Source organism: Sphingomonas folli (assembly GCF_019429525.1).
GTDB lineage: Bacteria > Pseudomonadota > Alphaproteobacteria > Sphingomonadales > Sphingomonadaceae > Sphingomonas > Sphingomonas folii.
Genome location: NZ_JAHXZL010000009.1, coordinates 125445 through 151242 on the forward strand (window position 1 = coordinate 125445; position 25798 = coordinate 151242).

25 protein-coding genes and 1 tRNA gene are annotated in these 25798 nt (G+C 72.4%); 13 read left to right on the top strand and 13 right to left on the bottom strand.

All coding sequences use genetic code 11. The features are described 5' to 3' along the window. Positions 1–5 precede the first annotated feature (5 nt). The 3 genes from KZ813_RS14430 to KZ813_RS14440 all read right to left on the bottom strand — a co-directional run bounded on the left by KZ813_RS14430 (position 6) and on the right by KZ813_RS14440 (position 2192). The gene (locus KZ813_RS14430) at positions 6–1061 is read right to left on the bottom strand and encodes a type III polyketide synthase (RefSeq protein WP_219755680.1); all 1056 of its coding nucleotides are present in this window, start codon (positions 1059–1061) and stop codon (positions 6–8) included. A gap of 112 nt (positions 1062–1173) precedes the next feature. Beyond that, positions 1174–1260, bottom strand: a tRNA-Leu gene (locus KZ813_RS14435). 92 nt (positions 1261–1352) lie between these two features. Then, entirely contained in the window at positions 1353–2192 is an 840-nt protein-coding gene (locus tag KZ813_RS14440) for a zinc-ribbon domain-containing protein (RefSeq protein ID WP_219755681.1), read from the bottom strand. Between the two features lie 144 nt (positions 2193–2336). On the opposite strand from KZ813_RS14440, the gene ftsE reads away from it, so the two are divergent. From ftsE to KZ813_RS14460, 4 genes are read left to right on the top strand one after another with little or no spacing between them, the layout of a single operon-like run. Further along, entirely contained in the window at positions 2337–3047 is a 711-nt protein-coding gene (gene ftsE, locus KZ813_RS14445) for a cell division ATP-binding protein FtsE (protein WP_219755765.1), read from the top strand. Further along, a complete protein-coding gene (locus KZ813_RS14450) occupies positions 3044–3916 on the top strand; it encodes a cell division FtsX domain-containing protein (protein WP_219755682.1) in 873 nt (290 codons plus the stop codon). The genes ftsE and KZ813_RS14450 overlap by 4 nt, the downstream gene beginning before the upstream one ends. Further along, on the top strand, positions 3913–4452 hold the full coding sequence (locus KZ813_RS14455) for a YdcF family protein (RefSeq protein WP_219755683.1): 540 nt from the start codon (positions 3913–3915) through the stop codon (positions 4450–4452). The genes KZ813_RS14450 and KZ813_RS14455 overlap by 4 nt, the downstream gene beginning before the upstream one ends. Next, entirely contained in the window at positions 4449–5144 is a 696-nt protein-coding gene (locus tag KZ813_RS14460; RefSeq protein WP_219755684.1) for a lysophospholipid acyltransferase family protein, read from the top strand. The genes KZ813_RS14455 and KZ813_RS14460 overlap by 4 nt, the downstream gene beginning before the upstream one ends. A 74-nt stretch (positions 5145–5218) precedes the next feature. On the opposite strand, the gene KZ813_RS14465 is transcribed toward KZ813_RS14460, so the two are convergent. After that, positions 5219–7612, bottom strand: coding sequence for a ligase-associated DNA damage response DEXH box helicase (locus KZ813_RS14465; RefSeq protein ID WP_373369284.1), 2394 nt, complete (start codon positions 7610–7612; stop codon positions 5219–5221). Positions 7613–7702: 90 nt separating this feature from the next. Continuing rightward, positions 7703–7882, bottom strand: coding sequence for a hypothetical protein (locus KZ813_RS14470; protein ID WP_219755686.1), 180 nt, complete (start codon positions 7880–7882; stop codon positions 7703–7705). 80 nt (positions 7883–7962) lie between these two features. Between KZ813_RS14470 and KZ813_RS14475 the strand changes: the two genes are divergently transcribed. Both KZ813_RS14475 and KZ813_RS14480 read left to right on the top strand, forming a co-directional pair. Beyond that, positions 7963–8973, top strand: coding sequence for a ligase-associated DNA damage response exonuclease (locus KZ813_RS14475; RefSeq protein ID WP_219755687.1), 1011 nt, complete (start codon positions 7963–7965; stop codon positions 8971–8973). A gap of 187 nt (positions 8974–9160) precedes the next feature. After that, positions 9161–10804: a S10 family peptidase gene (locus tag KZ813_RS14480; protein ID WP_219755688.1), complete on the top strand. Its 1644-nt coding sequence runs from the start codon at positions 9161–9163 to the stop codon at positions 10802–10804. Positions 10805–10943: 139 nt separating this feature from the next. On the opposite strand, the gene KZ813_RS14485 is transcribed toward KZ813_RS14480, so the two are convergent. Continuing rightward, positions 10944–13250: an FtsK/SpoIIIE family DNA translocase gene (locus tag KZ813_RS14485; protein ID WP_219755689.1), complete on the bottom strand. Its 2307-nt coding sequence runs from the start codon at positions 13248–13250 to the stop codon at positions 10944–10946. Between the two features lie 117 nt (positions 13251–13367). On the opposite strand from KZ813_RS14485, the gene KZ813_RS14490 reads away from it, so the two are divergent. Continuing rightward, entirely contained in the window at positions 13368–14585 is a 1218-nt protein-coding gene (locus KZ813_RS14490) for a UbiH/UbiF/VisC/COQ6 family ubiquinone biosynthesis hydroxylase (protein WP_219755690.1), read from the top strand. A gap of 113 nt (positions 14586–14698) precedes the next feature. Here KZ813_RS14490 and ribA read toward each other — a convergent pair whose 3' ends face one another. The 7 genes from ribA to hemE form a co-directional block, all read right to left on the bottom strand. After that, positions 14699–15721 carry a GTP cyclohydrolase II gene (gene ribA / locus KZ813_RS14495; protein ID WP_219755766.1) on the bottom strand — a complete coding sequence of 341 codons (1023 nt, stop codon included), beginning with the start codon at positions 15719–15721 and terminating at the stop codon, positions 14699–14701. A gap of 47 nt (positions 15722–15768) precedes the next feature. Then, the gene (locus tag KZ813_RS14500; protein WP_219755691.1) at positions 15769–16551 is read right to left on the bottom strand and encodes an exodeoxyribonuclease III; all 783 of its coding nucleotides are present in this window, start codon (positions 16549–16551) and stop codon (positions 15769–15771) included. Between the two features lie 257 nt (positions 16552–16808). Next, on the bottom strand, positions 16809–17417 hold the full coding sequence (locus KZ813_RS14505; RefSeq protein WP_219755692.1) for a LolA family protein: 609 nt from the start codon (positions 17415–17417) through the stop codon (positions 16809–16811). Between the two features lie 74 nt (positions 17418–17491). After that, positions 17492–18208 (bottom strand): TerC family protein, encoded by a 717-nt coding sequence (locus KZ813_RS14510; protein ID WP_219755767.1) that lies wholly within the window; start codon positions 18206–18208, stop codon positions 17492–17494. Between the two features lie 152 nt (positions 18209–18360). Continuing rightward, on the bottom strand, positions 18361–19617 hold the full coding sequence (rho, locus tag KZ813_RS14515; RefSeq protein WP_219755693.1) for a transcription termination factor Rho: 1257 nt from the start codon (positions 19615–19617) through the stop codon (positions 18361–18363). 158 nt (positions 19618–19775) lie between these two features. Then, positions 19776–20231: a CopD family protein gene (locus KZ813_RS14520; protein ID WP_219755694.1), complete on the bottom strand. Its 456-nt coding sequence runs from the start codon at positions 20229–20231 to the stop codon at positions 19776–19778. 15 nt (positions 20232–20246) lie between these two features. Then, complete coding sequence (gene hemE, locus KZ813_RS14525) at positions 20247–21272, bottom strand: uroporphyrinogen decarboxylase (RefSeq protein WP_219755768.1); 1026 nt, start codon at positions 21270–21272, stop codon at positions 20247–20249. 335 nt (positions 21273–21607) lie between these two features. Between hemE and KZ813_RS14530 the strand changes: the two genes are divergently transcribed. From KZ813_RS14530 to hpf, 6 genes are read left to right on the top strand one after another with little or no spacing between them, the layout of a single operon-like run. After that, on the top strand, positions 21608–22438 hold the full coding sequence (locus tag KZ813_RS14530; protein WP_219755695.1) for a pyruvate, water dikinase regulatory protein: 831 nt from the start codon (positions 21608–21610) through the stop codon (positions 22436–22438). Between the two features lies 1 nt (position 22439). After that, positions 22440–23027: a Maf family protein gene (locus KZ813_RS14535; RefSeq protein ID WP_219755696.1), complete on the top strand. Its 588-nt coding sequence runs from the start codon at positions 22440–22442 to the stop codon at positions 23025–23027. Next, positions 23024–23839: a shikimate dehydrogenase family protein gene (locus tag KZ813_RS14540; RefSeq protein ID WP_219755697.1), complete on the top strand. Its 816-nt coding sequence runs from the start codon at positions 23024–23026 to the stop codon at positions 23837–23839. Before KZ813_RS14535 ends, KZ813_RS14540 begins: the two co-directional genes overlap by 4 nt. Positions 23840–23846: 7 nt before the next feature. Beyond that, complete coding sequence (gene coaE, locus KZ813_RS14545) at positions 23847–24440, top strand: dephospho-CoA kinase (RefSeq protein ID WP_219755698.1); 594 nt, start codon at positions 23847–23849, stop codon at positions 24438–24440. A gap of 7 nt (positions 24441–24447) precedes the next feature. Further along, the gene (gene dnaQ / locus KZ813_RS14550) at positions 24448–25143 is read left to right on the top strand and encodes a DNA polymerase III subunit epsilon (RefSeq protein ID WP_219755699.1); all 696 of its coding nucleotides are present in this window, start codon (positions 24448–24450) and stop codon (positions 25141–25143) included. A 54-nt stretch (positions 25144–25197) separates the two neighbouring features. Then, entirely contained in the window at positions 25198–25788 is a 591-nt protein-coding gene (hpf, locus tag KZ813_RS14555; RefSeq protein WP_219755769.1) for a ribosome hibernation-promoting factor, HPF/YfiA family, read from the top strand. Positions 25789–25798 lie beyond the last annotated feature (10 nt).

Below are 25798 nucleotides of genomic sequence, written 5' to 3' on the forward strand. Positions count from 1 at the left end.
CGCGCTCACGGCGCGCTGCGGAAGGCGATCCCCTCCGCCGCCATCCCCGGCCCGAAGGCCAGTGCCACGCCGTGCCGCACCGGCGCGCCGCGGAGCACGCGCGCCAGCACGAAGAGCAGCGTCGCCGAGGACATGTTGCCGCAGTCGCGCAGCACCGCGCGCGAGTCGGCGAGCATCTCGGCGGGCAGTGCCAGCGCCTGCTCGACCGAGTCGAGGATCGAGCGGCCGCCGGCATGGACCGCCCAGCGGTCGACCGGCGCGCCCCCGGTGAGCGACTCGACCAGCGCGGGCGCGCGCAGCGCCACGCCCAATCGGCCGGGCACCTCGCCCGAGAGATGCATCGCGAAGCCGCGGTCGGTGATGTCCCAGCGGATCAGCCGGTCGGATTCCTCCAAGGCGGCGCTGAACGGACGCTCCAGCGCGAGCCCGCCCGGTGCCGCGGTGACGAGCGCCGCGGCGGCGCCGTCCCCGAACTGGAGCATGGCCAGCAGCGGCTCCAGCTCGCCGCTCGCCTGGAGGTGGAGCGTCGACAGCTCGACCGTGACGACGAGCACGCGCGCGCCCGGCTCGGAGCGGACGATATGGCGCGCGGTGCGCAGCGCCACCACCGCGGCGTAGCAGCCCATGAAGCCGATCAGCGTGCGCTCCACCGTCCCCGCCAGCCCGAGCCGGCGCGCGATGATCTGGTCGATCCCCGGCGCGACGAAGCCGGTGCAGCTCGCCACCACGAGATGGGTGATACCGTCCAGCCCGACCTGCTCGGCCAGAGCGGCGATCGCCGCGAGCGCGAGCGCGGGCGCCGCCTCGGCGTAATGGGCCATCCGCGCGCCGGTGCCGGGCAGCGGCTCGGCGGCGTAGAAGCCGCCGGGCGCGACGGGCGAGCCCGCGCTCTCGGGCAGCACCGACCAGCGATGGGCGATCCCCGCGCGCGCCGCCATCCGCTCGAACAGCCGCGCCGGGCGCGCGGGCAGGCGCTCGCGCGCCCAGTCGACGAAGGCGGTGTGGATATCGTGCGTCGGCGTCGCGGTGCCGATCGCCCGGAGATACGCGGGACAGGTCATGTGGCGGTCATAACGCACGGCGACGGCGCTCGGCGCCGAGATCGGGCTGTGCCCCGACAGGACAGGGAGACGGGCGCTCCGGGCCCGTGGCACCCGCGCTCAGGCGGGAAGGTGGTGCGGTCGAGAAGACTCGAACTTCCACGTCCTTTCGGACACAACGACCTCAACGTTGCGCGTCTACCAATTCCGCCACGACCGCACGTGATGTCCGCCGGGGCTGGCCCGGCGGCTGGCAGGAGCGGGCCCCTAGCAAAGCCCCGTAGGGCTGGCAACATCGTTTCGTCGCCCGGCTCAGCTTTCTTCGCCGACGAAGCTGAGGTCGAGCCGCTTCGACGTGGCGGGGACGTCGACCTGCGCCGAGTTGAAGTCGAGCGCGCCGTTGGGCAGCAGGGTGCGCTGCTGCGGCGTGATCGTCCAGCTGAACACGATCTTGCCCTGGGCATCGCGCAGGTCGGCGCGGATGTCGGGGACACGCTGGCGCGTCGGCGACGGGTTGGTGATCTGCCCGCTGACCGCGAACAGCTCCGAGCCGTTGGCCATCTTGCGGCGCTCGATCGGGTGGTCGACGATGCGGAGCGGCAGTTCGGCCGGCCCGATCGCGAGCCCGACCTGCTGCGCCAGGCCCGGCGCGGTGGTCCACAGGATCACCGCCACCGCGGCGAGCATCAGCAGCCCCGCGGCGAGGCTGGCGATGGTGCGGATGCGCGCGGTGTTGCGCTCGGGGCGGAACGGCGGGCGATGCGCGAAGGCGTCGTAGCCCGCGGCCACCGCGGAGGGCTCGGGATCCGCCTCGACCATCGCGGGCGCGACCAGCGGCGGGCGGGCAGGGAGCGGAGACGCCGGGGGCGGAGGGGGCGGCGCCACCGTCACCGGTTCCGCGGCGCGCGCCGCCGGTCCCGACCAGGGCTCAGGCTCGGGCTGTGGCTCGGGGCGATGGATGTCCGGCTCGGGCGCGACCGGCGCCGCCGCCCTGTCCTCTCCGGCCTCGAGCTCCTCGAACGCGATGTCGTCCTGCGGCTCCTGGTACCAGCTGTGGCGGCAGTTGGCGCAGCGCACGGTGCGGCCGGTCGTGCCGACCGTGCCGTCCGGCACCTGATAGCGCGCGCGGCATTCGGGACATTCGATGATCATGGCGGGCCACCGGCAGGAACTGATCGCGATTCTAAGCACGTGCGTGCCCCCTGAGGCAAGCGGCCCGTCGCCTGCTTGATGCGCGCGGGCACGCGTGCGATGGCGGGCATCAGCGATACGGGGCGAGAGGTGGTGAGCGGCCGGGTGGCGGGGATCGTCCAGTTCGAGAATGTCGGGCTGCGCTACGGCCAGGGCGAGGAGGTGCTGCGCGACGTCAGCTTCGCGCTCGCCCCCGGGGAGTTCTATTTCCTCACCGGCGCGAGCGGCGCGGGCAAGACCTCGCTGCTGAGCCTGCTCTACCTCGCGCAGCGCCCCAGCCGCGGCATCATCCGGCTGTTCGGCGAGGACGTGGTGACGCTGCCGCGCGCGCGCATGCCCGCCTTCCGCCGCCGCGTCGGCGTGGTCTACCAGGACTTCCGCCTGGTGCCGCACCTCAGCATCGCCGACAACGTGGCGCTGCCGCTGCGCATCGCCGCGGCGGACGAGACGGACGTCGCCGAGGCGGTGCGCGAGATGCTCGCCTGGGTCGGTCTGTCGCACCGCGCCGCGGCGCTGCCCGCGACGCTGTCGGGCGGCGAGCAGCAGCGGGTGGCGATCGCGCGCGCGGTGGTGGGGCGGCCCGAGCTGCTGCTCGCCGACGAGCCCACCGGCAACGTCGACGAGACGATGGCCGAGCGGCTGATGCAGCTGTTCGCCTCGCTCAACGGGCTCGGCACCACCGTGGTGGTGGCGACCCACGACCCGCAGCTGCTCCGGCGGGTGAAGGCGGCGCAGATGATGCGGCTGGCCGACGGGCGGCTGCTCGACCCGACGGGCGCGCTGCGCTTCCCTCCGGCGCGGGTGAGCATGGCATGAGCGCGGCGACCGCCCGCGTGCTCGACCCAGCGTCCGCCGGGCGCGCGATGGTGGGCGTGCTCGCGATCATGCTGTTCCTGACCCTGCTCGCGGCCGCGGCGGGGATCGGCGCGGCGCGCGGCGCGACCGCGCTGGGGGCGCGGCTGAGCGAGCGCGCCACGGTGCAGCTGACCGACGCCGACCCCGCGGCGCGCGCGGCGGCGGCGGCGCGGGCGCTCGCGGCACTGCGCGCCTCGCCCGCGGTCGCGGGCGCGCGCGCGGTGCCGCGCACCGAGCTGGCGCGGCTGGTCGCGCCCTGGCTCGGCAGCGCGGCGGACGATCCCGATCTGCCGATGCCCGAGCTGATCGACCTCGAGCTCGCCCCCGGCGACGGCGCGCTCGCGGCGGCGCGCGCGGTGCTGGCGCGCGCCGCGCCCGGCGCGGTGATCGACTCGCACGGGGCGGCGGTGGCGCCGCTGGCGCGGCTGCTGCGCGCCGCCGCGGCCCTGGCGATCGGCGCGGCGCTGCTGATGGTGACGGCGAGCGCGGCGGTGGTGGTGCTGGCGGCGCGCGCCGGGCTGGAGTCGCACCGCGCCACGATCGCGGTGATGCACGCGCTCGGCGCGACCGACGCGCAGGTGGGGCGGCTCTTCCAGCGCCGTATAACGCGCGACGCCGCGCTGGCCGCGCTGCTGGCGAGCGCCGGGGCGGGGCTGACCGGGCTGGCGGTGGCGCGACAGCTCGCCGACGGGGTCGGGCCGCTCGGCGGCGCGGTGGCGCTCGGTGGCCAGGGATGGGGCGCGCTGGCGGCGCTGCCGCTGGTCTTCGTCGCCTTCGCCGGCCTCGTGGCGCGCCGCGCGGTCACCCATGCGCTGGCGCGGACGCTGTGATCAAGCGGCTGGTCGCCCTCGTGCTGCTCGGCTGGGCGCTGGGCTTCGCGCTGTTCATGCTGGCGCTGCCGGGCGCGCCCGACGCGAAGCTGCGCACCGACGCCATCGTGGTGCCCACCGGGGCGGCGGGGCGGATCACGCGCGGGCTCGACCTGCTCGAGCAGAGGCGCGCGCGGCGCATGCTGGTGACCGGCACCGCGCCGGGCGTCACCCGCGCCGACCTCGCGCGGATCAGCGGCCATGCCGCGACCTTCGCCTGCTGCGTCGATCTCGGCGCCGAGGCGGTCGACACGCGCGGCAACGCCGAGGAGACCGCCGCCTGGGTCCGGGCGCACGGCTATCGCTCGATCCGCCTGGTCACCTCGGACTGGCACGCGCGCCGCGCCGCGCTCGAACTCGCCGCGTCGCTCGGCGGCGACGTCAGCGTCGCGGTGGAGGGCGTGCCGAGCGAGCCGACGCTGGCCCAGGCGGTCAACGAGTATAACAAGCTGCTGCTGCGCGGCGCGGTACTGGGTTGGGAGCGGGTGAGACGGTGAGCGCGCTGAGGTCCTGGCTCTTCCGGCTGGTGTTCTACGCCGGCTCGGTGCCGATCGTGCTGGTGGTGCCGATCGTCGCGCTGTTCGGCCAGCGCGCGATGGTGCCCTACGCGCACGTCTGGTCATACTATCACCGCTGGGCGACGCGCGCTCTGCTCGGGGTGCGCACGCGCTTCGAGGGGACGCTGCCGGAGGGGCCGGTGCTCTACGCCGCCAAGCACGAGGCGATGTACGAGACGGTCGAGCTGCAGCCGTTGCTGCGGGGCCCGGCGGTGGTGCTCAAGCGCGAGCTGTGGAACATCCCCTTCTGGGGCTGGGCGACGCGGGTGTACGGCGCGATCCCGGTCGACCGCGACGCCTCGGCGGCGGCGCTGCGGCAGCTGGTGCGCGACGCGAAGGTGGCGCGCGCGGCGGGCCGCTCGGTGATCGTCTACCCCGAGGGCACGCGCGTGCCGCACGGCGAGCGGCCGCCGCTGCGCTCGGGTTTCGCCGGTCTGTACAAGGCGCTGGGCTATCCGGTGGTGCCCATCGCGCTCGACAGCGGGCGGCTGGGGCTGCGAAGCGGCACGGTGACGCCGGGCGAGGTGACGGTGCGGCTGGGAGAGCCGATCCCGCCGGGCCTGCCGCGCCGCGAGATCGAGGCACGGGTGCACGCCGCGATCAACGCGCTGAACGCCGGCGCCGCGGCGTGACCTCGTGAACGCCGCGGCCAGCGTCAGCCCGGCCGAGGCGGGCGGAACCGTCCGTCCGGCGCCGCCACGGGCGCTCAGTCGACGCGCATGGCCTCCGCCGCGAGCGCCTCGGCCTCGATCAGCAGCGAGTCGTCGGCGCTGCCCGTCGCCACCTTCTCGCGCCCGATCAGCGTCAGCACCGGCACCGCCAGCGGCGTGACGCGCGGCAGGTCGACATGGACCATCGTGTCCGCGGCGCGGTCGAGCAGGTCGGCGAGCCGGCCGACGTCGGTCATCCGCGCGCGCGCGTCCGCCCAGGCCGCCTCGAGCAGCACGTGGCCGGGCTCGTACTGGCGCAGCACGTCGTAGATCAGGTCGGTCGAGAAGGTCACCTGCCGCCCGGTCTTGCGCTTGCCCGGGTGCTGGCGCTCGACCAGCCCACCGATCACCGCCACCTCGCGGAAGGCGCGCTTGAGCAGATGCGAGCGTTCCACCCACTCGACGAACTCATGCTCCAGGATATCGGCCGAGAACAGCGCCGCGGGATCGGTCACCTTCTCCAGCCCGTAGCAGGCGATCGCGTAATCGTTGGCGACGAAGCCGAGCGGCTTGAGCCCGAGCGTTTCCATCCGCTTGGTCACCAGCATGCCGAGCGACTGGTGCGCGTTCCACCCCTCGAAGCTGTAGGCGACCATATAGTGGCGCCCCTCGCGCGGGAAGGTCTCGACCAGCAGCTGCTCGGGCGCGGGCAGCGTCGAGCGGCGCGACTGGATCTCGAGCCAGTCGCGCACGTCGGCGGGGAAGCGATGCCACTCGCCCGGCTCGGCGAGGAAGCGGCGCACGCGTGAGGCGAGGTTGGTCGAGAGCGGCATGCGGCTGCCGCCGTAGGTGGGGATGCGCGCCGGGCGGCTGGTGGCGCGGACGATCAGATCCTCGGTGTCGATCTTCTCGACCTCGAGGCTCAGCCCGGCGAAGAAGAAGGTGTCGCCGTGGCTGAGCGTCGCGGCGAAGCCTTCCTCCACCTTGCCGAGCGCGCGCCCGTTGCGGAAGCGCACCTTGAGCATCGTCGCCTCGACGATGATCCCGGCGTTGAGCCGATGCTGCGCGACGAAGCGCGGGTGGCTGACGCGCCACGTCCCGTCGGTGTCCTGCGTCAGCCGCTTGAAGCGGTCGTACGCCTTGAGCGAGTAGCCGCCGTCTCGGATGAAGCCGAGCACGCGCTCGAACAATTCGTCGCTCAGCGCGGAGTAAGGCAGCGCCGAGCGCACCTCCGCCAGCATCGCGCGCTGGTCGAACGGCGCGGCGCAGGCGCAGGCCATCAGATGCTGCGCCAGCACGTCGAGCGCGCCCATGCGGAACAGGTCGGGGTCGAGCTCGCCCGCCTCGACCGCGTCGAGCGCGGCGCGCGCCTCGAGATATTCGAAGCGGTTGCCGGGCACGACGATCGCCTCGCTCGGCACGTCGAGGCGGTGGTTGCTGCGCCCGATCCGCTGCAGCAGCCGCGACGAGCCCTTGGGGGCGCCCATCTGGATCACGCAGTCGACGTCGCCCCAGTCGACCCCCAGGTCGAGGCTGGCGGTGGCGACCAGCGCGCGCAGCCTCCCCGCCGCCATGGCGCCCTCCACCTTGCGACGCGCCTCTTTCTCCAGGCTGCCGTGATGGATCCCGATCGGCAGCTGCATCGCGTTGGCCTTCCACAGGTCCTGGAAGATCAGCTCGGCGAGGCTGCGGGTGTTGCAGAAGACGATCGAGGTCCGGTGCGTCTCGATCTCGGCCATCACCTGCTCGGCGGCGTAGCGGCCCGAGTGGCCTGCCCAGGGCACGCGGTCCTCGGGCAGCAGGATGGCGATGTCAGGGTCGGGGCCGGGCTCGCCCTCGACCAGCGCGACCTGGTCGATGTCGCCGTCCGGCGCGAGCCAGGCGCGATAGCCGTCGGGGTCGGCGACGGTGGCGGAGAGCGCGACGCGGCGGCACGCCGGCGCGATCGTCTGAAGCCGCGCCATGCACAGCGCGAGCAGGTCGCCGCGCTTGCCGGTGGCGAAGGCATGGACCTCGTCGACCACGATCGCGCGCAGCCCGGCGAACATCGTGAAGCTGTCGGGGTAGCTCAGCAGCAGCGACAGCGACTCGGGCGTGGTCAGCAGGATCTGCGGCGGCCGCACGCGCTGGCGCGCCTTGCGGTCGGACGGCGTGTCGCCGGTGCGGGTCTCGACGCGGATGTCGGCGCCCATCTCGTCGATCGGCGTGACGAGGTTGCGCTGGATGTCGACCGCCAGCGCCTTGAGCGGCGAGACGTAGAGCGTGTGCAGCCCCTCGGTCGGCGTCTCGATCAGCTCGGCGAGCGTCGGCAGGAAGCCGGCGAGCGTCTTGCCCGCGCCGGTCGCGGCGATGAGCAGGGCATGGCGGCCGGCGCGCGCCTCGTCGAGCATGGCGAGCTGGTGCCGGCGCGGCTGCCACCCGCGGCGCGCGAACCAGTCGGAGAGGAGCAAGGGGAGCGCGGCCAAGGTGGGCCAGATGTAGCGACGCGCCGGGGTGGGGCAAGGTGCGCTACCGCTGCCCGCCCGCCCCCGCCCCGCGCGTCACGGCGTGCGCGCGCGGTCCTCCGCCGACTGCTCCTTGTAGAGTGCGCGCGTCGCCTCCTCGGTGCGCGCCTCCTCGTGGCGGCTGCGGCGGTTGCGCAGGATCGCGAACAGCAGCGCCGCGACCAGGATGATCGGCCCCCCGATCACCACGAAGCTCCACAGGCCGTCGCCCGCCATGTCACTCTCCGTCCGCTGTTTCTTTCCCATGGCCAACGTCCCCGCGGTGAACTTCGATCCGCTGCCGCGGTTGTTCCGCCATGGCGACTCGCGCACCGACGCTCGGCGACTGGCTCGAGCCGCACCCCAACGGCATCTACGTCCGCCCGGCCGACGCCTGGATCGATCCCTCCACGCCCGAGCCGCGCGCGCTCGTCACCCACGGCCACGCCGATCACGCGCGCGGCGGCCACGGTGAGGTCTGGGCCACCCCCGAGACGCTCGCGATCATGGCGGCGCGCTACGGCGAGCAGAGCGGGCGAGCGGTGGCCTATGGCGAGACGATCCGGCTCGGCGACGTCGACGTCGGCTTCGTTCCCGCGGGCCACGTGCTCGGCTCGGCGCAGATCGTGCTCGATCATCGCGGCGAGCGGGTCGTCGTCTCGGGCGATTACAAGCGCCGCGCCGACCCGACCTGCGCGCCGTTCGAGCCGGTGGCGTGCGACGTCTTCGTCACCGAGGCGACCTTCGGGCTGCCGGTCTTCCGCCACCCCGACACCGGCGACGAGATCGACAAACTGCTCGAGCGGCTCCACGCCAACCCCGAGCGCTGCGTCGTCGTGGGCGCCTATGCGCTGGGCAAGGCGCAGCGCGTCATCGCCGAGCTGCGCGCGCGCGGGCATGCGGCGCCGATCTACCTCCACGGCGCGCTCCAGCGGCTGTGCGACCTGTACGAGGAGCTGGGCGTGCGGCTGGGCGAGCTGCGCCCCGCCACCGGCGCGGCGAAGGCGGAGATGGCGGGGCACGTGGTGATGTGCCCGCCCTCGGCGCTCAACGACCGCTGGGCGCGCCGCCTGCCCGACCCGATCACCGCGATGGCGAGCGGCTGGATGCGCGTACGCCAGCGCGCGCGGCAGAAGAACGTCGAGCTGCCGCTGATCCTCTCCGACCACGCCGACTGGGACGAGCTGACCGCGACGCTGAGCGAGATCGCGCCGAGGGAGGTGTGGGTGACGCACGGCCGCGAGGAGGCCTTGGTCCACTGGTGCATGACGCGCCAGATCCGCGCACGCGCGCTGGCGCTGTCGGGCTTCGAGGACGAGGACGACTGAGGGAGGCCATACTGCCTCCCCCTCGTGTTCGCGCGGACGCGGGAAGCCAGGGTCGCGCCGACTTACCTGGCGTCGCTCCTACTCCGCCCGGCCCGCACGGCGGCGCGCGGCCATCACACGCCACCTTGCTCCGACCGCCGGACGCCCATTAGACAGCGAGGCTCACGTAAAAATTTGGGGGAACCTCATGCGCCTCGGTCTCGCCGCCACCCTGCTCGCCGCCGCCGCCCTGCCCGCCGCCGCGCAGGAGAAGGACGCCGCGCCCGCCAGGCCCGCCGCCAAGACCAACGCCGAGGCGCAGAAGGCCGCGGTCGAGGGCGCCTATGCCAACGCGCCGGTCGAGGAGCGCGAGGAGCGCTCCAAGGGCGTGGTGACGGTCGGCGGCCGCAAGCTCGGCTACACCGCCACCGCCGGCACGCTGACGCTGCGCGACCTCGAGGGCAAGCCGACCGCCTCGATGTTTTACACCGCCTACACGCTCGACGGCACCAGGCCGGGGACGAGGCGGCCGATCACCTTCTTCTACAACGGCGGGCCGGGCAGCCCGACCTTCTGGCTCCACATGGGCTCGTTCGCGCCGGTGCGGCTGCAGACCGGCAACCCCGAGTTCATCCGCCCCGCGCCCTACGACTTCGGTCCCAACCCCAACACCCTGCTTGACAAGACCGACATGGTGTTCCTCGACGCGATCGGCGCGGGCTACTCGCGCCCGCTCGGCGACATGAAGCCCGGCGCCTTCTACGGCGTCGACGAGGACGCGGACGCCTTCGCCAAGGCGATCCTGCGCTACGCCACGAAGTACGGCCGGTGGAACTCGCCCAAGTTCATCTTCGGCGAGAGCTACGGCACCTTGCGCTCGGGCGCGCTGGCCTATCAGCTGCAGGACCGCGGCATGGCGCTCAACGGCGTGGTGCTGCTCAGCTCGATCATGAACTACGGCTATCGCCAGCCCGGGCTCGACCAGGTGTACCTCAACTATCTGCCGAGCTACGCCGCGACCGCCTGGTATCACAACCGGCTGGCGAACCGCCCCGCCGACGTCGCCACGATCGTCCAGCAGGCGCGCGACTTCGCGGTCGGCCCCTATATGTCGGCGTTGGCCAAGGGGCAGAATATCTCCGATGCCGAGCGCGACCAGGTGGCGCAGCGGATGAGCGAGCTGATCGGCCTGTCGCCCGACTTCATCCGCCGTGCCAACCTGCGGATCGACCTGCCGCGCTTCCAGAAGGAGCTGCTGCGCGGCACGCGCCAGACGGTCGGGCGCTTCGACTCGCGCTACATCGGCACCGACAGCGACGCGGCGGGGGAGCGCCCGGAGACCGACGTCTCGTCCGACGCGATCTCGGGCGCGTTCATCGCCACCTTCACCGACTATGTGACGCACCAGCTCGGCTACAAGACCGACATGCCCTACCGCCTCTCCGCGCGCGACGCGGCGGGCTGGACGTGGAACTGGAAGCACGAGTCGCCGCTGCGTGGGGCAGGGCCGCAGAACAACCCCAACACCGCGGTCGACCTCGCCGCGGCGATGCGCGCCAACCCCTATCTCCAGGTGCTGTCGATGAACGGCTGGTACGACATGGCGACGCCGTTCTTCGGCACCGAGAACGACCTCGGCCACATGATGCTGGAGCCGAGCCAGCGCGGCAACCTGCGCTTCGTCTACTATCCCGCCGGGCACATGACCTATCTCAACCCCGCGGCGCTGGTCGCGATGAAGCGCGACCTGTCGGACTGGTACGACCGCGCGCTCGCGGTCGCGCGCTCGGACGCGCCGCCCGCGCGCGGATCGGTGTCGGCGGCGGAGGGGCCGGGGCAGTCGCCGAACTGAGCGCCCGCCCGCGCCGATCGCCTCGCGGGTCCGGTCCGGCTCATCGGAACGATCGGCGTGCTCCGGCGAGCGCGGGAGCACGGGTCCGCTCGCACCGGTCGGACCCTAAGCGGCGGCCGTGCCCCCGAGGACGGCGCACTTACAGCGGGTTGCCGTCCCCGTCGCGGAGCACCTCGCGCCGGCCGACATGGTCGGGGCGGCTCACCACGCCCTCCTTCTCCATCCGCTCGATCAGCCGCGCCGCCGAGTTGTAGCCGATCCGCAGCTGGCGCTGGAGCCAGGAGGTCGACGCCTTCTGGCTGCCGCACACGATCGCCACCGCGGCGCGATACTGCTGGTCCTCGGCCGAGTCCTCGCCGGTCGGCGCGCCCTCCAGCGCGAAGCTCTCGGCGGGCTCCTCGGTGACCGACTCGATATAGTCGGGCTGACCCTGCGCGCGCCAATGGTCGGTCACCGCGCGCACCTCGTCGTCGCTGACGAACGGGCCGTGGACGCGGACGATGCCCTTGCCGCCGGGCATGTAGAGCATGTCGCCGCGCCCGAGCAGCTGCTCGGCGCCCTGCTCGCCGAGGATGGTGCGCGAGTCGATCTTGCTGGTGACGTGGAAGGAGATGCGTGTCGGCAGGTTGGCCTTGATCACGCCGGTGATGACGTCGACCGAGGGGCGCTGCGTCGCCATGATCAGGTGGATGCCCGCGGCACGCGCCTTCTGCGCCAGCCGCTGGATCAGGAACTCGACCTCCTTGCCCGCGGTCATCATCAGGTCGGCGAGCTCGTCGACGATGACGACGATCTGCGGCAGCACGTCATAGTCGAGCTGCTCCTCCTCGTAGACCGGCTGGCCGTTCTCGCCGTAGCCGGTCTGCACGCGGCGGCCGAGCGGCGCGCCCTTGGCGCGCGCGGCGCGGACCTTCTCGTTGAACGAGGCGAGGCTGCGGACCCCGACCGAGGACATCTGGCGGTAGCGGTCCTCCATCGTCTCGACCGCCCATTTGAGCGCGCGCACCGCCTTGGCCGGGTCGGTCACGACGGGCGAGAGCAGGTGCGGGATGTCGTCGTACATGCTCAGCTCGAGCATCTTCGGGTCGATCATGATCATGCGGCACTGGTCGGGCGTGAGCCGGTACAGCAGCGACAGGATCATGCCGTTGAGGCCGACCGACTTGCCCGAGCCGGTCGTGCCCGCGACCAGCAGGTGCGGCATCGGCGCCAGATCGGCGATGACGGGATCACCGGCGATGTTCTTGCCCAGGATCACGGGGAGCTGCGCCGACTGGTCCTCGAACGCCTGGCTCGCCACCAGCTCGTGCAGCGAGACCATCTCGCGCCTGGCATTGGGCAGCTCGATGCCGATCACGGTGCGCCCGGGGATCGTCGCGACGCGCGCCGAGATCGCCGACATGTTGCGCGCGATATCGTCGGCGAGCGAGATCACGCGCGTCGCCTTGATGCCGGGCGCGGGCTCGAGCTCGTACATCGTCACGACGGGGCCGGGGCGCACCTCGGTGATGTTGCCCTTGACGTTGAAGTCGTCGAGCACGGTCTCGAGCAGCCGCGCGTTGCGCTCCAGCGCCGCCTTGTCGACCGGGTTGTTCTGGTTGGCGGGCGAGGGGGTGAGCAGGTCGAGCCCCGGCAGCGTGTAGCTGTCGCGCAGGTCGAGCCGCTGCTGCGGCTTGGGCCGCGCCGCGGAGGGCGCCAGCGTGCGGTCGCTGATGACGGGCGCGGGGCGATCGTTGGGCTCGGCCACCGCGCGCGGCGCGGGGCGGCGCGCCGGCGCGGGGGCGTCGGCGGTGTCGAACGGCGCGTCGACGTCGTCGCGCCCGTCGTCGGCGTCGCCGCGCGCGCGCCGCAGCCCCCCGCGCGGCGCGAGCCGCGCGAAGTCGATCTCCAGGCTTCGACCCCACAGGAACGCGCCGCCGACGCCGCTGACCACGCCGAGCGCGACCACGCCCCACCAGCGCACCTGCGCGTCGCCGACCAGCCCGAGCGCCCAGCGCGTCGCCGCGACCACGCCCAGCCCGACCGCGCCGCCCCAGCCGAACGGCAGCGCGGGCACCGCGCCCGGTGCGGCGCAGCCGAGCGCGACCGCCATCAGCGCCACCGCCACCGCGGTGCCGCGCAGCATCCGCGGCCACGCGCCCGCGGGCTGCTCGCGCCACAGCCGCGCCGCCACCAGCGGCGCCACCGGCAGCAGCAACGCCACCGCCGGGCCGAAGAGCGTCAGCGCGAGGTCGGCGAACCAGGCCCCCGGCGCGCCGAGCAGATTGCCGCCGACCCCGCCCGCGGCGGTGTTGAACGCGGCGTCGCTCGGGCGGTAGCTGGCCAGCGCCAGCGCCATCGCCAGCGTGAGCGCGACCAGCGCCACCGCGACGATCAGCGCGCCGCTGCGCCGCGCCCCCGCCTTCACCGTCTCGCGCCACAGCGGCGCGTCGGCCCTGCTCGCCATGCTTGCTTCCGTCCTCAACGATGTCCGAGATGCCCGGCGCTCATTGTCCGCCGCCGGCGAGTCCGCGTCAAGAGAGCCGGCCTTTCCCGCCCGCGCGCGACCCTGTAGGGCAGCGCCATGGACCACGCAGACGTGCTCATCCTCGGCGGCGGGCTGGTCGGCAGCGCGCTCGCGGTCGCGCTCGACCGCCACGGCCTCTCCGCCATCGTCGTCGATCCCGCCGACCCGTCGGTGATGCTCGCGGACGGCTTCGACGGCCGCGCCTCGGCGGTGGCGAGCGCGAGCCACCGCATGCTCGACGCGATCGGGGTGGGCGAGGCGCTGCGCGGCAAGGGCTGCCCGATCCGCCATATCCGCGTGAGCGACGGGCTGGCGCCCGGCAAGCTCGACTTCGTGCCCGCGCCCGAGGATGCCGCGCTCGGCACGATGTACGAGAACCGGCTGCTGCGGCGCGCGCTCTACGACGCGGTCAGCGCCGCGTCGCGGGTCGACCTCCGCATGGGCACGCGCGCGACGACGGTCGAGCGCGACCAGGACGGCGTGCGCGCGACCCTGTCCGACGGGCGCACGGTCACCGCCGACCTGCTCGTCGCCGCCGAGGGGCGCCGGTCACCGACCCGCGAGGCGGCGGGGATCGCGGTGGCGCGCTGGCAGTACCACCACGCCGCGATCGTCGGCGCGTTCCACCACGCGCGCGACCATGAGAACGTCGCCTACGAGATCTTCTACCCCGCCGGCCCCTTCGCGCTGCTGCCGCTGCCCGACGACGACATCGGCCATCGCTCGGCGATCGTCTGGACGGTCGCGGCAGACCAGGCGGCGGGGATGCTCAAGCTGGGCGACCGCGGCTTCCTCGCCGAGGCCGAGAAGAGCATGGGCGGCTTCCTCGGCGCGCTGTCGCACGCCAGCCCGCGCGCGAGCTACCCGCTGGGCTTCCACCACGCCGCGCGCGTGACGGGCACGCGGCTGGTGCTGGTGGGCGACGCGGCGCACGGCATCCACCCGATCGCGGGCCAAGGGGTCAACCTCGGCTATCGCGACGTCGCCGCGCTGGTGGAGGTGCTGGTCGAGGGGCGGCGGCTCGGTCTCGACGCGGGCGACGCGCAGCTGCTGCGCCGCTACGAGGCGTGGCGCGGGCTCGACACCTTCATGGTGGCGGCGGCGACCGACACGCTGACGCGGCTGTTCGGGATACCGGGCAAGGCGGCGAGCGCGGTGCGCCGGTTCGGCATCGGCGCGGTCGACCGGATCCCGCCGCTCAAGGACCGTTTCATGAGCGAAGCACGCGGCGAGAGCGGCGACCTGCCCAAGCTGCTGATGGGCGCGACGGTCTAGGCCGACGCTCGGTCAGGAGTCACCCTCACCCTTCCGGCGCTGCGCGCCACCCTTCCCCTCCCGCTGGGAGAGGGGAGGGTGAGGATGGCGCCACCTATCGTCCCCACCCACCCTCAGAACTGGTGCCCGGTCCGGTCGCGCTTGGTCGCGAGATAGCGCTCGTTGTGCGGGTTGGCGGGCAGGGCGTGGGGCACGCGCTCCACCACCGTCACCCCCGCGGCCTCGAGCCCCGCGACCTTGGCGGGGTTGTTGGTCAGCAGCCGCACGCGCTCCTGTCCGAGCAGCACCAGCATCCGCGCCGCCACGCCGAAGTCGCGCGCGTCCACCGCGAAGCCGAGCCGCGTGTTGGCGTCGACCGTGTCATAGCCCTGGTCCTGCAGCGCATACGCGCGCAACTTGTTGACCAACCCGATGCCGCGCCCCTCCTGGCGCAGGTAGAGCAGGATGCCCCAGCCGGCGGCGCGGATACGGTCGATCGCGGCGTGGAGCTGCGGGCCGCAGTCGCATTTGAGGCTGCCGAGCACGTCCCCCGTCAGGCACTCGCTGTGCAGCCGCACCAGCGGCGGCACGCCGGTCGGCTGGCCGATCAGCAGCGCGACATGCTCGTCGGCGCTCTCGGGCGAGCGGAAGGCGACGATCTCGGCGTCCTCCGCCCGCGCCACCGGCAGCCGCGCGCGCACGGCGATCGAGAGTCGGGTGGCGTCCTCGTGCGCGTCGATCGCGGCCACGTCGATCGCGACCGCCGGCTCGGCCGCGGCGGTGAAGAAGGCGGGGAGCAGTCCTGCCACGCGCGCCAGCCGCAGCGCCGCGGCGGCGGCGACCGGGCTGGCCAGCTCGGCGGTGCGGAACGGGCCCTTGAGCGGGGTGGCGAGGTCGAGCTGCGGGTCCGCCAGCGCGGTGGCGAGCGCCATGTCGAACCAGGGCGCGCGCTCGATCAGCACGGGCAGGTCGGGCGCGGCGGACTCGCGCTGGTTGGTCAACGTCAGCGTCTCGGCGCGCCCGGCCGAGATCAGGATCGCATAGTCGTCGCCCGGGGCGAAGGCGGCGAGCCGCGCGGCGTCGGCGGTCTCGACCGCGAGTAGCACCAGCGCCGGCTCGCCGGGCGCGTGGAGCGCGACCGGCCAGCCGCGGCGCATCGCGTCGATCGCGCGCGCCGCGTCGCGCGGGTCGGCGCTGGCACCGCTCACCAGGCGAACTCGGTCATGATCGGCACGTGGTCGCTCGGCTTGAGCCAGCTGCGGCAATCCTCGTGGACGATGTGCGACGTGGCCGTCCGCGCGACGTCGGCGGTGGCCCACATATGGTCGAGCCGGCGGCCGCGATCGTTCCTGGTCCAGTCGGGCGAGCGATAGCTCCACCAGGTGTGGAGCCGCGCCGGCGCGGGGTGGAAGTGGCGCCCCAGATCGACCCAGTCGTTCGAGGCGCGCAGCCGCTCGAGCGCCTCGACCTCCACGGGCGTGTGGCTCACCACCTTGAGCAGCGCCTTGTGGCTCCACACGTCGCTCGGCAGCGGCGCGATGTTGAAGTCGCCGGTGAGGATCGTCGGCACGTCCAGCGTCTCGGACCAGCGCGTCATCCGCTCGACGAAGTCGAGCTTCTGGCCGAACTTGGGGTTCACCTCGCGGTCGGGCACGTCGCCGCCCGCCGGCACGTAGACGTTCTCCAGCCGGACGCCGCCGGGCAGCCGCACCCCGAGGTGGCGCGCCTCGCGGTTGGCCTGCCAGTCGAGCCGCTCGTCCGCCTCGATCGGCACGCGACTGACGATCGCGACGCCGTGGTGCATGCGCTGGCCGTTGAGCAGGACGTGCTCGTAGCCGAGCGCGCGGAAGGCCGCGACGGGGAAGTCGGGGTCGATGACCTTGGTCTCCTGCAGGCACAGGATGTCGGGGGCGGCCTCGCGGAGGAAGCGCTCGACGATGTCGAGGCGGAAGCGGACCGAGTTGATGTTCCAGGAGACGATCTTCACGCGCGCGACATAGGCGGTCGAGTGCGCCGCGGGAAGCGCCCGACGCCCGTCTCGGCGCGGCCCGCGAACGAGAGAGGCCCAGAACGTGAAAGGCCCCCGCTCCGGGGGCATGGAGCGAGGGCCGACACAGCGTTCATCACGCAAGCGGGGGAGAAGGGCTCAGGGCAACAGGGGGAAAATCCCCGAGGCGTCCGCCCCCACGCCCTTCATTTAGGACAATTAAGCTGTCGGTCAGATGAACGGGTTGGAAAAATTCGTCAGCCGTTGCGGCCGCGGCGGCGGGGGTCGGTCCAGCGGAAGGCGCCGTCGCTCACCGGCGCGTTGAACTTCTGCCCGCTCAGCCGGATCGTGGTGCGGTTGCCCTGGCTGTCGAGCGCGACCCAGCCCTGGAGCATCAGCCCCGCCGGCGCCGCGGCGTCGCGCGCGAACACCATCGTGATGCGGCCGAACTCGGGGTGCTTGGGATCGTTCGCCTCGACCGAGAGCACGTCGGGGTTGGGCGAGGGGACCACCCTGGCATAGCGCGAGATGTCGCGGCTGGGATCGATCAGCACGCCCAGCGGCGAGTTGCCGATCGGCCAGCGCTGCACCTGCTTCACCGAATAGTCGATGAAGGTGAACGCCTTGCCGTCGCTGACGATGAGCAGCGGCACCCCCTTCTCATATTGGAAGCGGATTTTGCCGGGCTTCTTGAGCGTCAGCACGCCGGTCAGCACGCGACCGTCGCGATCGGTCTGGCTGAAATTGGCGGTCATGGTCTCGGCCGCGGTCAGGAAGCGCTGGACCGCGGCGAGATCGTTGCCCTGCGCGGCGGCCGGTGCGGCGACGATCGCGATCGCCGCCAGCGGCACGGTGAATATACGCATCGTCACTCCGTTGTCAGGCCGGCGCGAGACTGACGCGACGGCGTTGAACGCGCTGTGAACCCGGCGCGATCCGCTCACCCGAGCAGTGTCACCAGCCCCGGCGTGTTCTCGGCGCCGACCCAGCCCTCGTAGATCATCTTGCCCGCGACGAAGAGGATCACGGCGAGGCCGACATAGGCGATCCAGCGGTAGCGATCGATGATCCGCGCGATGAAGTTCGCGGCGAGTCCCATCAGCGCGACCGACAGCAGCAGGCCGACGACGAGGATGCCGGGATGCTCGCGCGCCGCACCGGCGACCGCGAGCACGTTGTCGAGACTCATCGACACGTCGGCGACCGCGACCGCCCAGGCGGCGCCGACGAAGCTGCGCGCGGGCGCCACCGCGGCGTCGCCGTTGCCCTCGGCGTCGGGCTGGTGACCGTCGGCGCGAATCTCGCGCCAGAACTTCCAGCTGACCCACAGCAGCAGCAGGCCGCCCGCGAAGATCAGGCCGACGATCCCCATCAACCAGGTGACGATCAGCGCGAAGAAGATGCGTAGCACCAGCGCGGCGCCGATGCCGATCAGGATCACCTTCTTGCGCTGGTCGGAGGGCAGGCCCGCGGCGAGCGCGCCGACGACGATCGCGTTGTCACCCGCCAGCACCAGGTCGATCATCAGCACCGAGCCGAAGGCCGCGAGCGCGGCGGGGTCGGAGAGGTTCGAGAAATCGGCGACGATATGCTGCCAGATGTCGCCGAGCGAGCCCGGTCCCTGCGGCGCGGCGGCCGCCCCCGCGGCGGCCAGCATGGCGATCAGGCTCACTTAGTCAGTCTCCTGGAGATACGAGCGGGCGGCACGTCGTGACAACGCGCCGCCCGGCCAAAGTTATCCTGTGCTAACCGGCGGGAGCTTTCACCCGCCTGTCACGCCCGCGCCGGTGTGACCGGCGCGGGCGCGGCTCACTGGTTCATCGAGTCGAAGAAATCGTCGTTCGTCTTGGAATCCTTCATCTTTCCGAGAAGGAACTCCATCGCGTCGACGGTGCCCATCTGCATCAGGATGCGGCGCAGCACCCACATCTTGCTGAGCTTGTCCTTCTCGACCAGCAGCTCTTCCTTGCGCGTGCCCGACTTGCCGACGTCGATCGCGGGGAAGATGCGCTTGTCGGCGACCTTGCGGTCCAGCACGATCTCGGCGTTGCCGGTGCCCTTGAACTCCTCGAAGATCACCTCGTCCATGCGGCTGCCGGTGTCGATCAGCGAGGTCGAGATGATGGTGAGGCTGCCGCCCTCCTCGATGTTGCGCGCCGCGCCGAAGAAGCGCTTGGGCCGCTGCAGCGCGTTGGCGTCGACGCCGCCGGTCAGCACCTTGCCCGACGAGGGCACCACCGTGTTGTAGGCGCGGCCCAGGCGGGTGATGTTGTCGAGCAGGATCACCACGTCCTTCTTGTGCTCGACCAGGCGCTTGGCCTTCTCGATCACCATCTCGGCGACCTGCACGTGGCGCGTCGCGGGCTCGTCGAAGGTGGAGGAGACCACCTCGCCGATCACCGTGCGCGACATGTCGGTGACTTCCTCGGGGCGCTCGTCGATGAGCAGCACCAGCAGGAACACCTCGGGGTGGTTGTGGCTGATCGCGCGCGCGATGTTCTGCATCATGATCGTCTTGCCGACGCGCGGCGGGGCGACGATGAGGCAGCGCTGGCCCTTGCCGATCGGCACGACGACGTCGAGCACGCGCCCCGACTTGTCTTTGATCGTCGGGTCCTCGATCTCCATCTTGAGCCGCTCGTCGGGGTAGAGCGGCGTCAGATTGTCGAAGTTGACGCGGTGGCGGACGCGGTCGGGATCCTCGAAATTGACCTGGGTGATCTTGACCAGCGCGAAGTAGCGCTCGCCGTCCTTGGGCCCGCGGATCTCGCCCTCGACCGTGTCGCCGGTGCGCAGCCCGTGCTTCCGCACCTGGTTGGGGCTGACGTAGATGTCGTCGGGGCCGGCGAGATAATTGGCCTGCGCCGAGCGGAGGAAGCCGAAGCCGTCGGGCAGCACCTCGATCGTGCCCTCGCCCATGATCTGCTCGCCGTTCTCGGCCTGGACCTTGAGAATGGCGAACATCAGATCCTGCTTACGCAGCGTGGACGCGCCCTCGACCCCCAGCTCCTCGGCGAGCTGCACGAGGTCGGCCGGGGCCTTCTTCTTCAAATCCTTGAGATGCATGTAGACGTGTCCGATGTGCTCGGGAGTGGGGGGAAGCTCGGCCGGCGAAGAATACGCTCGAGATACGAAGCTGTAGAGGAGGCGGGTGGCCGGGACCGGTCACGCCGTGACCGCGAGGTAAGAGTCGGCCGCGGCTTAGTCAAGCCGGCGCGGGCGTCTCAGAACGGCTTCACGATCACCAGGATCACGATCAGCACGGCGGCGATCGCGGGCACTTCGTTCACCAGCCGCAGCGCGCGGTTGGACAGCGTGGCGCGCCCCGCGGCGAGCTTGCGCGCGTAGCCGATCGCCCAGCCGTGATAGCCCGACAGCAGCACCACCAGCGCGATCTTGGCGTGGAGCCAGCCCAGCCCCGGCGTGCCGTCGGCGATGCCGGCGTTGAGCGCGAGCGCGACGCCGAGCAGCCACACGAGGATCATCGCGGGCGTCAGGATGATCGAGCGGAGCTTGCCCTCGCGCTCGACCCAGCGCGCCGCCTCGGCCGGGCCGCCCAGACCTTCCTGATGATAGACGAGGTAGCGCGGCAGCATGAACAGCCCCGCCATCCAGAAGATCACGAAGATGAGGTGCGCCGCCTTCACCCAGTCGTAGGTCGCGCCCAGGAAACCCGCCATGCCCATATGCTGCCCTTACGCGCCGCGCACGCGCGCGACCAGATGCTCGACGTGCGCCACCGGGGTGTGCTGGCCGATGCCGTGGCCCAGGTTGAACACGTGCGGCCGCTCGGGGAAAGCGGCGAGCACGCGGTCGATCCCGGCATCCAGCGCGGCGCCGCCGACGCGGAGCGCGAGCGGGTCGAGGTTGCCCTGCACCGGCAGCCCGGAAGGGAGCACGCGGTCGGCCCAGGCGGGGTCGACCGTCTCGTCGAGCCCGATCGCGTCCACCGCGGTGCCCGCGGCATAGGCGGGGAGCTTGCCGCCCGCGCCCTTGGGGAAACCGATGATCGTCGCGCCCGGCCGTCGCGCGCGCAGCGAGTCGACGATGGCGCGATTGGGCGCGATCACCCAGCGCTCGAACTGCTCGGGCGACAGGCTGCCCGCCCAGCTGTCGAACAGCTGCACCGCCTCGACCCCGGCGTCGAGCTGCGCTGCGAGATAGTCGACCGTCAGCGCGACCACCGCGTCGATGATCGACTCGAAGGCGACGCGGTCGCGATAGGCGAACAGCCGCGTCTCCTCCTGGTCACGGCTGCCCTGGCCCGCGACCATATAGGTCGCCACCGTCCAGGGCGAGCCGGCGAAGCCGAGGAACGTCGTGGCGGGCGGCAGCGCGGCGGCGACGCGACGCACCGTGGCGTAGACCGGGTCGAGCCGAGCGGGCGCTGCCGCGAGGGACTCGAGCGCGGCGTCGATCAGCCGGGGCGCGAGCCGGGGCCCCTCGCCCGCGCCGAAGCTGAGCGCCTGGCCGAGCGCCCAGGGCACCATCAGGATGTCGGAGAAGAGGATCGCGCCGTCGAAGCCGAAGCGGCGGATCGGCTGCAGCGTCACCTCGGCGGCCGCCTCGGGGTCGGTGGCGAGCGCGAGGAAGCCGCCCTTCTCGGCGCGGAGGGCGCGATACTCGGGGAGGTAGCGCCCGGCCTGGCGCATCAGCCAGAGGGGCGGCCGTTCCTGCCGCTCGCCGCGCAGCGCGCGCAACAGCGTCTTGGTCGGCTGGATCGGGGGAGTGGGCACGGGTGAGATCGTCCTCGCCCCCTTCAGATAATAGAATCTCGAAGAAGGATGTTGATGCGGATGGCGCGTGGGTTGCGGTGGCTTAATCCGCCGTCACCGGAAATGCCAACAGCTTGACGGCGCGAGTCCGACGCGGAGCCGGGGATTCGTCACTCCTCGTCCCCGCTATCCACAGGCTGTGGAGGAACCCCGCGGCTGCGGACGAGATTGTGGATCGAATCCGATTCGTCCACCGCCGCGGCGCTCGCTTGGCGGCGCGGGCGAGTTGCGCTAGCGCGCGTCACCATGTTGTCCACAGTTCGATCCCCAGGCGGCTGAGGATGGTGCGCCTCCACCTCCACCTGCTCTCCGACTCCACCGGCGAGACGCTGGAGAACATCGCCAAGGCGGCGCTGGCGCAATATGACGACGTCGAGACGGTGCGGCACTTCTGGCCGATGGTGCGCACCGAGATGCACCTCGACCGCATCCTCCAGGAGATCGCGCAGAACCCGGGGCTGGTGGTGTTCACCCTGGTGAACCCCGCGACGCGCGCCGCGCTGGAGAACCGCTGCCGCGCGCTCGGCCTGCCGACGGTGGCGCCGCTCGACCCGGTCAACGACGCGCTCTCGATGCTGCTCGGCCAGCAGGCCAAGGCCCGCCCGGGCCGGCAGCACGTGCTCGACGCGGCCTATTTCGCGCGCGTCGACGCGATCCAGTTCACCATCGCGCACGACGACGGCATCGCGCACGACGATTGGGAGGAGGCCGACATCGTCCTGGCGGGGGTGAGCCGCTCGTCCAAGACGCCGACCTCGATCTATCTCGCCAACCGCGGCTATAAGACCGCCAACATCCCGATCGTGGTGGAGAGCCCACCCCCGGCCTCGCTGTTCGCGCTCGACTATCCGCTCGTGGTAGGGCTGACGACGAGCGCCGACCGGCTGATCCAGGTGCGCCGCAACCGGCTGCTCTCGCTCAACCAGGCGCCCGAGACCGACTATGTCGACCAGGACGCGGTGGCGCGCGAGATCGCCTTCGCGCGCCGCATCTTCGCCGATAACGGCTGGCCCGTGATCGACGTCACGCGGCGCTCGATCGAGGAGACTGCCGCGGCGATCATCGCGCTGGTCAACGAGCGCCGCGGCACCGCGACGCGCGCGACCGACTGACATGCTGATCCTCGCCTCGCAGAGCGCCTCGCGCACCGCCATGCTGTCCGCCGCGGGCGTGCCCTTCACCGCCGAGCCGGCGCACGCCGACGAGGCCGCGCTCAAGGCGGCGATGACGGGCGCGCGCCCGCGCGACCTCGCGGACGCGCTCGCCGAGCTGAAGGCGCTCAAGGTCTCGGCGCGTCATCCCGGCGCGCTGGTGCTCGGCTCGGACAGCCTCGCGGTGCTCGACGACGGCACCGTGCTCGACAAGCCGACGTCGCGCGACGAGGCGCGCGACCATCTCCGCCGGCTGTCGGGGCGCCACCACGATCTCGTCAGCGCGGCGGTGATCGCGGAAGGGGGCCGCGCGGTGTGGCGGGTGGTCGATTCGGCGCGGATCCTCGTCCGAACCCTCTCCGACCCCTTCATCGAGACCTATCTCGACGCCGAGTGGCCCGCCATCGCGGGCTGCGTCGGCTGCTATCGCATCGAGGGGCCGGGCGTGCAGCTGTTCGCCAAGGTGTCGGGCAGCCAGTTCACGGTGCTGGGCATGCCGCTGCTGCCGGTGCTCGACTATCTCCGCACGCGCGAGGTGCTGCCGACGTGACCACCCCCTATGCCGAGGTGATCGGCGACCCGATCGCGCATTCCAAGTCGCCGCTGATCCATCGCTTCTGGCTCGAGCGGCTGGGGATCGCCGGCGACTATCGCGCCGAGCGCGTCGCGGCCGACGGGCTGGCCGGCTATTTCGCGGCGCGCGCGGCCGACCCCGACTGGCGCGGCTGCAACGTCACCGTGCCCCACAAGGTGGCGGCGCTCGACCATGTCCCCGATCCCGGCGGCGTGCGCGAGTCGATCGGCGCCGCCAATACCGTGTTCCGCGACGGATCGGGTCGGCTCGCCGCCACCAACACCGACGCCGCCGGCTTCCTCTCGCCGATCGCCGACCTCGATCTCGGCGGCGCGGCGGTGACCGTCGTCGGTGCGGGCGGCGCAGCGCGCGCGGTGCTGTTCGCGCTGTCCAAGGTGGGGGTAGGGCGCGTGACCCTGCTCAACCGGACCCCGCTGAAGGCCGCCGCGCTGCTCGCCGGGTTCGGCCTCAAGGGCGACGCGCTGCCGCTCGAGGCGCGGCCGCGCCCCGACACCGCGCTGCTGGTCAACGCCAGCGCGCTCGGCATGGCGGGTCAGCCGCCGCTGTCGCTCGACCTCGCGCCGCTGCCCGAGGACGCGATCGTCTACGACATCGTCTACGCCCCGCTCGAGACCCCGCTGCTCGCCGCCGCGCGCGCGCGCGGGCTCGACACCGTCGATGGGCTGGAGATGCTGATCGGCCAGGCCGCGCTCGCCTTCGAGCTGTTCTTCGGCGCCGCGCCGCCGCGCGAGGACGACGACGCGCTGCGCGACCTGCTGCTGGCGTGAGCGCGCGATGATCGTGCTCGGGCTCACCGGCTCGATCGGCATGGGCAAGACCACGGTCGCGCACATGTTCGCCGAGGCGGGCGTGCCGGTGTTCGACGCCGACGCGGTGGTCCACCGGCTGCAGGGGCCCGGGGGCGCGTTGGTCGCGGCGATCGCGGCGCGCTTCCCCGGGACGACCGGTCCGGCGGGGGTCGACCGTGTCGCGCTCGGCGCCGCGGTGCTGGGGGACAAAGTCGCGCTGCGCGACTTGGAGGCGATCGTCCACCCCGCGGTCGCGGCCGAGCGCGCCGACTTCCTCGCGCGCCACGCCGCCGCGTCGCTGGTGGTGCTCGACGTGCCGCTGCTGTTCGAGACCGGCGGCGACGCCGCGGTCGACCAGGTCGCGGTGGTATCGGCCGCACCGGCGGTGCAGCGCGCGCGCACGCTCGCCCGCCCCGGCATGACCGCGGCCAAGCTCGACTCGATCCTGGCGCGCCAGCTGCCCGACGCGGAGAAGCGCAAGCGCGCCGACGCGGTGATCGCCACCGACGTGCCGCTGGCCGATACCCGCGCCGCGGTGCTGCGCCTGATCGCTTGCGCGCGCGCCGCGGCGGGCCGATAACCACCTCATGCGCGAGATCGTCTTCGACACCGAGACCACGGGGCTGAGCTTCGCCGGCGGCGACCGGATGGTGGAGATCGGCTGCGTCGAGCTGGTCAATCGCTGCGAGACCGGGCGCACCTTCCACGCTTATTTCCACCCCGAGCGCGACATGCCCGAGGAGGCCGCGCGCATCCACGGTCTGCGCATCGACTTCCTCGCCAAGCACCCGGTGTTCGCGCTCGGCGTCGAGGCGCTGCTCGACTTCATCGGCGACGCGCCGCTGATCGCGCACAACGCCGGGTTCGACTTCTCCTTCCTCAACGGCGAGCTCGAGCGCTGCGGTCGCAGCGCGGTGTGCCGCTCGCGCATGGTCGACACGCTCCAGCTCGCGCGCACGCGCCATCCCGGCGCCAAGCACACGCTCGACGCGCTGTGCAACCGCTACGGCATCGACCGCTCGCACCGCGTGCTGCACGGCGCGCTGCTCGACGCGCAGCTGCTCGCTCAGGTCTATGTCGAGCTGCAGGGCGGCCGCCAGATCGGGCTGGGGCTGGTGAGCGAGCCGATCATGGTCGCCGCCGCGACCGCCGGCGCCGCGCCGACCCCGGCGCGCGCGCGCCCGCCGCGGCTCTTTTCGGCGAATGCGGCGGAACTGGCCGCGCACGCCGCGTTTCTGAAGGGGGTCAGCGAACCCCTTTGGGGGGCCGACGCGTCCGGATGACGCGCTTAGCACCAGCCGGACGGGGGCTCGACCGGCAACGATGGAGAAGAGATGATGGATATCCGGGTATCAGGTCACCAGGTGGCGATCGGCGACGCGCTGAAGGCCCATGTGCAGGACCGGCTCCAGGGTATCGCCGACAAATATTTCGCGCGCGCCATCTCGGCCGAGACCACCTTCGGCAAGGGCCCGCACGACAACGGCTTCACCTGCGACATCGTCGCGCACGTCACGCGCGGTCTGGTGCTCAAGGGGCGTCACGACGCGCATGACGCGCATCTGTCGTTCGACGGCGCCGCCGAGAAGATCGACAAGCAGCTGCGCCGCTACGTCCGCCGCCTCAAGGACCGCACCCCCGCGCACGCCGCGGTGGAGGCCGAGCAGGACCGCAACGGCTATGACAATGCGGGCTATACGCTCTTCGCCGAGTCGGCCGACGAGGACGAGGCGGGCGACGCGCCGCTGGTGATCGCGGAGACCCGCGTCGACGTGCCCGAGGCGAGCGTGTCCGACGCGGTGATGATGCTCGACCTGCGCAACACCCAGGCGCTGCTGTTCCGCAACGCCGGGACGGGCTCGTACAACATGGTCTATCGCCGCGGCGACGGTACGATCGGATGGGTCGAGCCGCAGCGCGCTGGCTGAGGCGCGCGCG

What these genes read in the sequence shown, in the direction of transcription:
- KZ813_RS14430 (WP_219755680.1), bottom strand. Translation starts at nt 1,061, where the DNA reads ATGACCTGTCCCGCGTATCTCCGGGCGATCGGCACCGCGACGCCGACG.
- KZ813_RS14440 (WP_219755681.1), bottom strand. Translation starts at nt 2,192, where the DNA reads ATGATCATCGAATGTCCCGAATGCCGCGCGCGCTATCAGGTGCCGGAC.
- KZ813_RS14450 (WP_219755682.1), top strand. Translation starts at nt 3,044, where the DNA reads ATGAGCGCGGCGACCGCCCGCGTGCTCGACCCAGCGTCCGCCGGGCGC.
- KZ813_RS14470 (WP_219755686.1), bottom strand. Translation starts at nt 7,882, where the DNA reads ATGGCGGGCGACGGCCTGTGGAGCTTCGTGGTGATCGGGGGGCCGATC.
- KZ813_RS14475 (WP_219755687.1), top strand. Translation starts at nt 7,963, where the DNA reads ATGGCGACTCGCGCACCGACGCTCGGCGACTGGCTCGAGCCGCACCCC.
- KZ813_RS14480 (WP_219755688.1), top strand. Translation starts at nt 9,161, where the DNA reads ATGCGCCTCGGTCTCGCCGCCACCCTGCTCGCCGCCGCCGCCCTGCCC.
- KZ813_RS14485 (WP_219755689.1), bottom strand. Translation starts at nt 13,250, where the DNA reads ATGGCGAGCAGGGCCGACGCGCCGCTGTGGCGCGAGACGGTGAAGGCG.
- KZ813_RS14490 (WP_219755690.1), top strand. Translation starts at nt 13,368, where the DNA reads ATGGACCACGCAGACGTGCTCATCCTCGGCGGCGGGCTGGTCGGCAGC.
- ribA (WP_219755766.1), bottom strand. Translation starts at nt 15,721, where the DNA reads ATGCGCCGCGGCTGGCCGGTCGCGCTCCACGCGCCCGGCGAGCCGGCG.
- KZ813_RS14505 (WP_219755692.1), bottom strand. Translation starts at nt 17,417, where the DNA reads ATGCGTATATTCACCGTGCCGCTGGCGGCGATCGCGATCGTCGCCGCA.
- KZ813_RS14510 (WP_219755767.1), bottom strand. Translation starts at nt 18,208, where the DNA reads ATGCTGGCCGCCGCGGGGGCGGCCGCCGCGCCGCAGGGACCGGGCTCG.
- rho (WP_219755693.1), bottom strand. Translation starts at nt 19,617, where the DNA reads ATGCATCTCAAGGATTTGAAGAAGAAGGCCCCGGCCGACCTCGTGCAG.
- KZ813_RS14520 (WP_219755694.1), bottom strand. Translation starts at nt 20,231, where the DNA reads ATGGCGGGTTTCCTGGGCGCGACCTACGACTGGGTGAAGGCGGCGCAC.
- KZ813_RS14530 (WP_219755695.1), top strand. Translation starts at nt 21,608, where the DNA reads ATGGTGCGCCTCCACCTCCACCTGCTCTCCGACTCCACCGGCGAGACG.
- KZ813_RS14535 (WP_219755696.1), top strand. Translation starts at nt 22,440, where the DNA reads ATGCTGATCCTCGCCTCGCAGAGCGCCTCGCGCACCGCCATGCTGTCC.
- coaE (WP_219755698.1), top strand. Translation starts at nt 23,847, where the DNA reads ATGATCGTGCTCGGGCTCACCGGCTCGATCGGCATGGGCAAGACCACG.
- dnaQ (WP_219755699.1), top strand. Translation starts at nt 24,448, where the DNA reads ATGCGCGAGATCGTCTTCGACACCGAGACCACGGGGCTGAGCTTCGCC.
- hpf (WP_219755769.1), top strand. Translation starts at nt 25,198, where the DNA reads ATGGATATCCGGGTATCAGGTCACCAGGTGGCGATCGGCGACGCGCTG.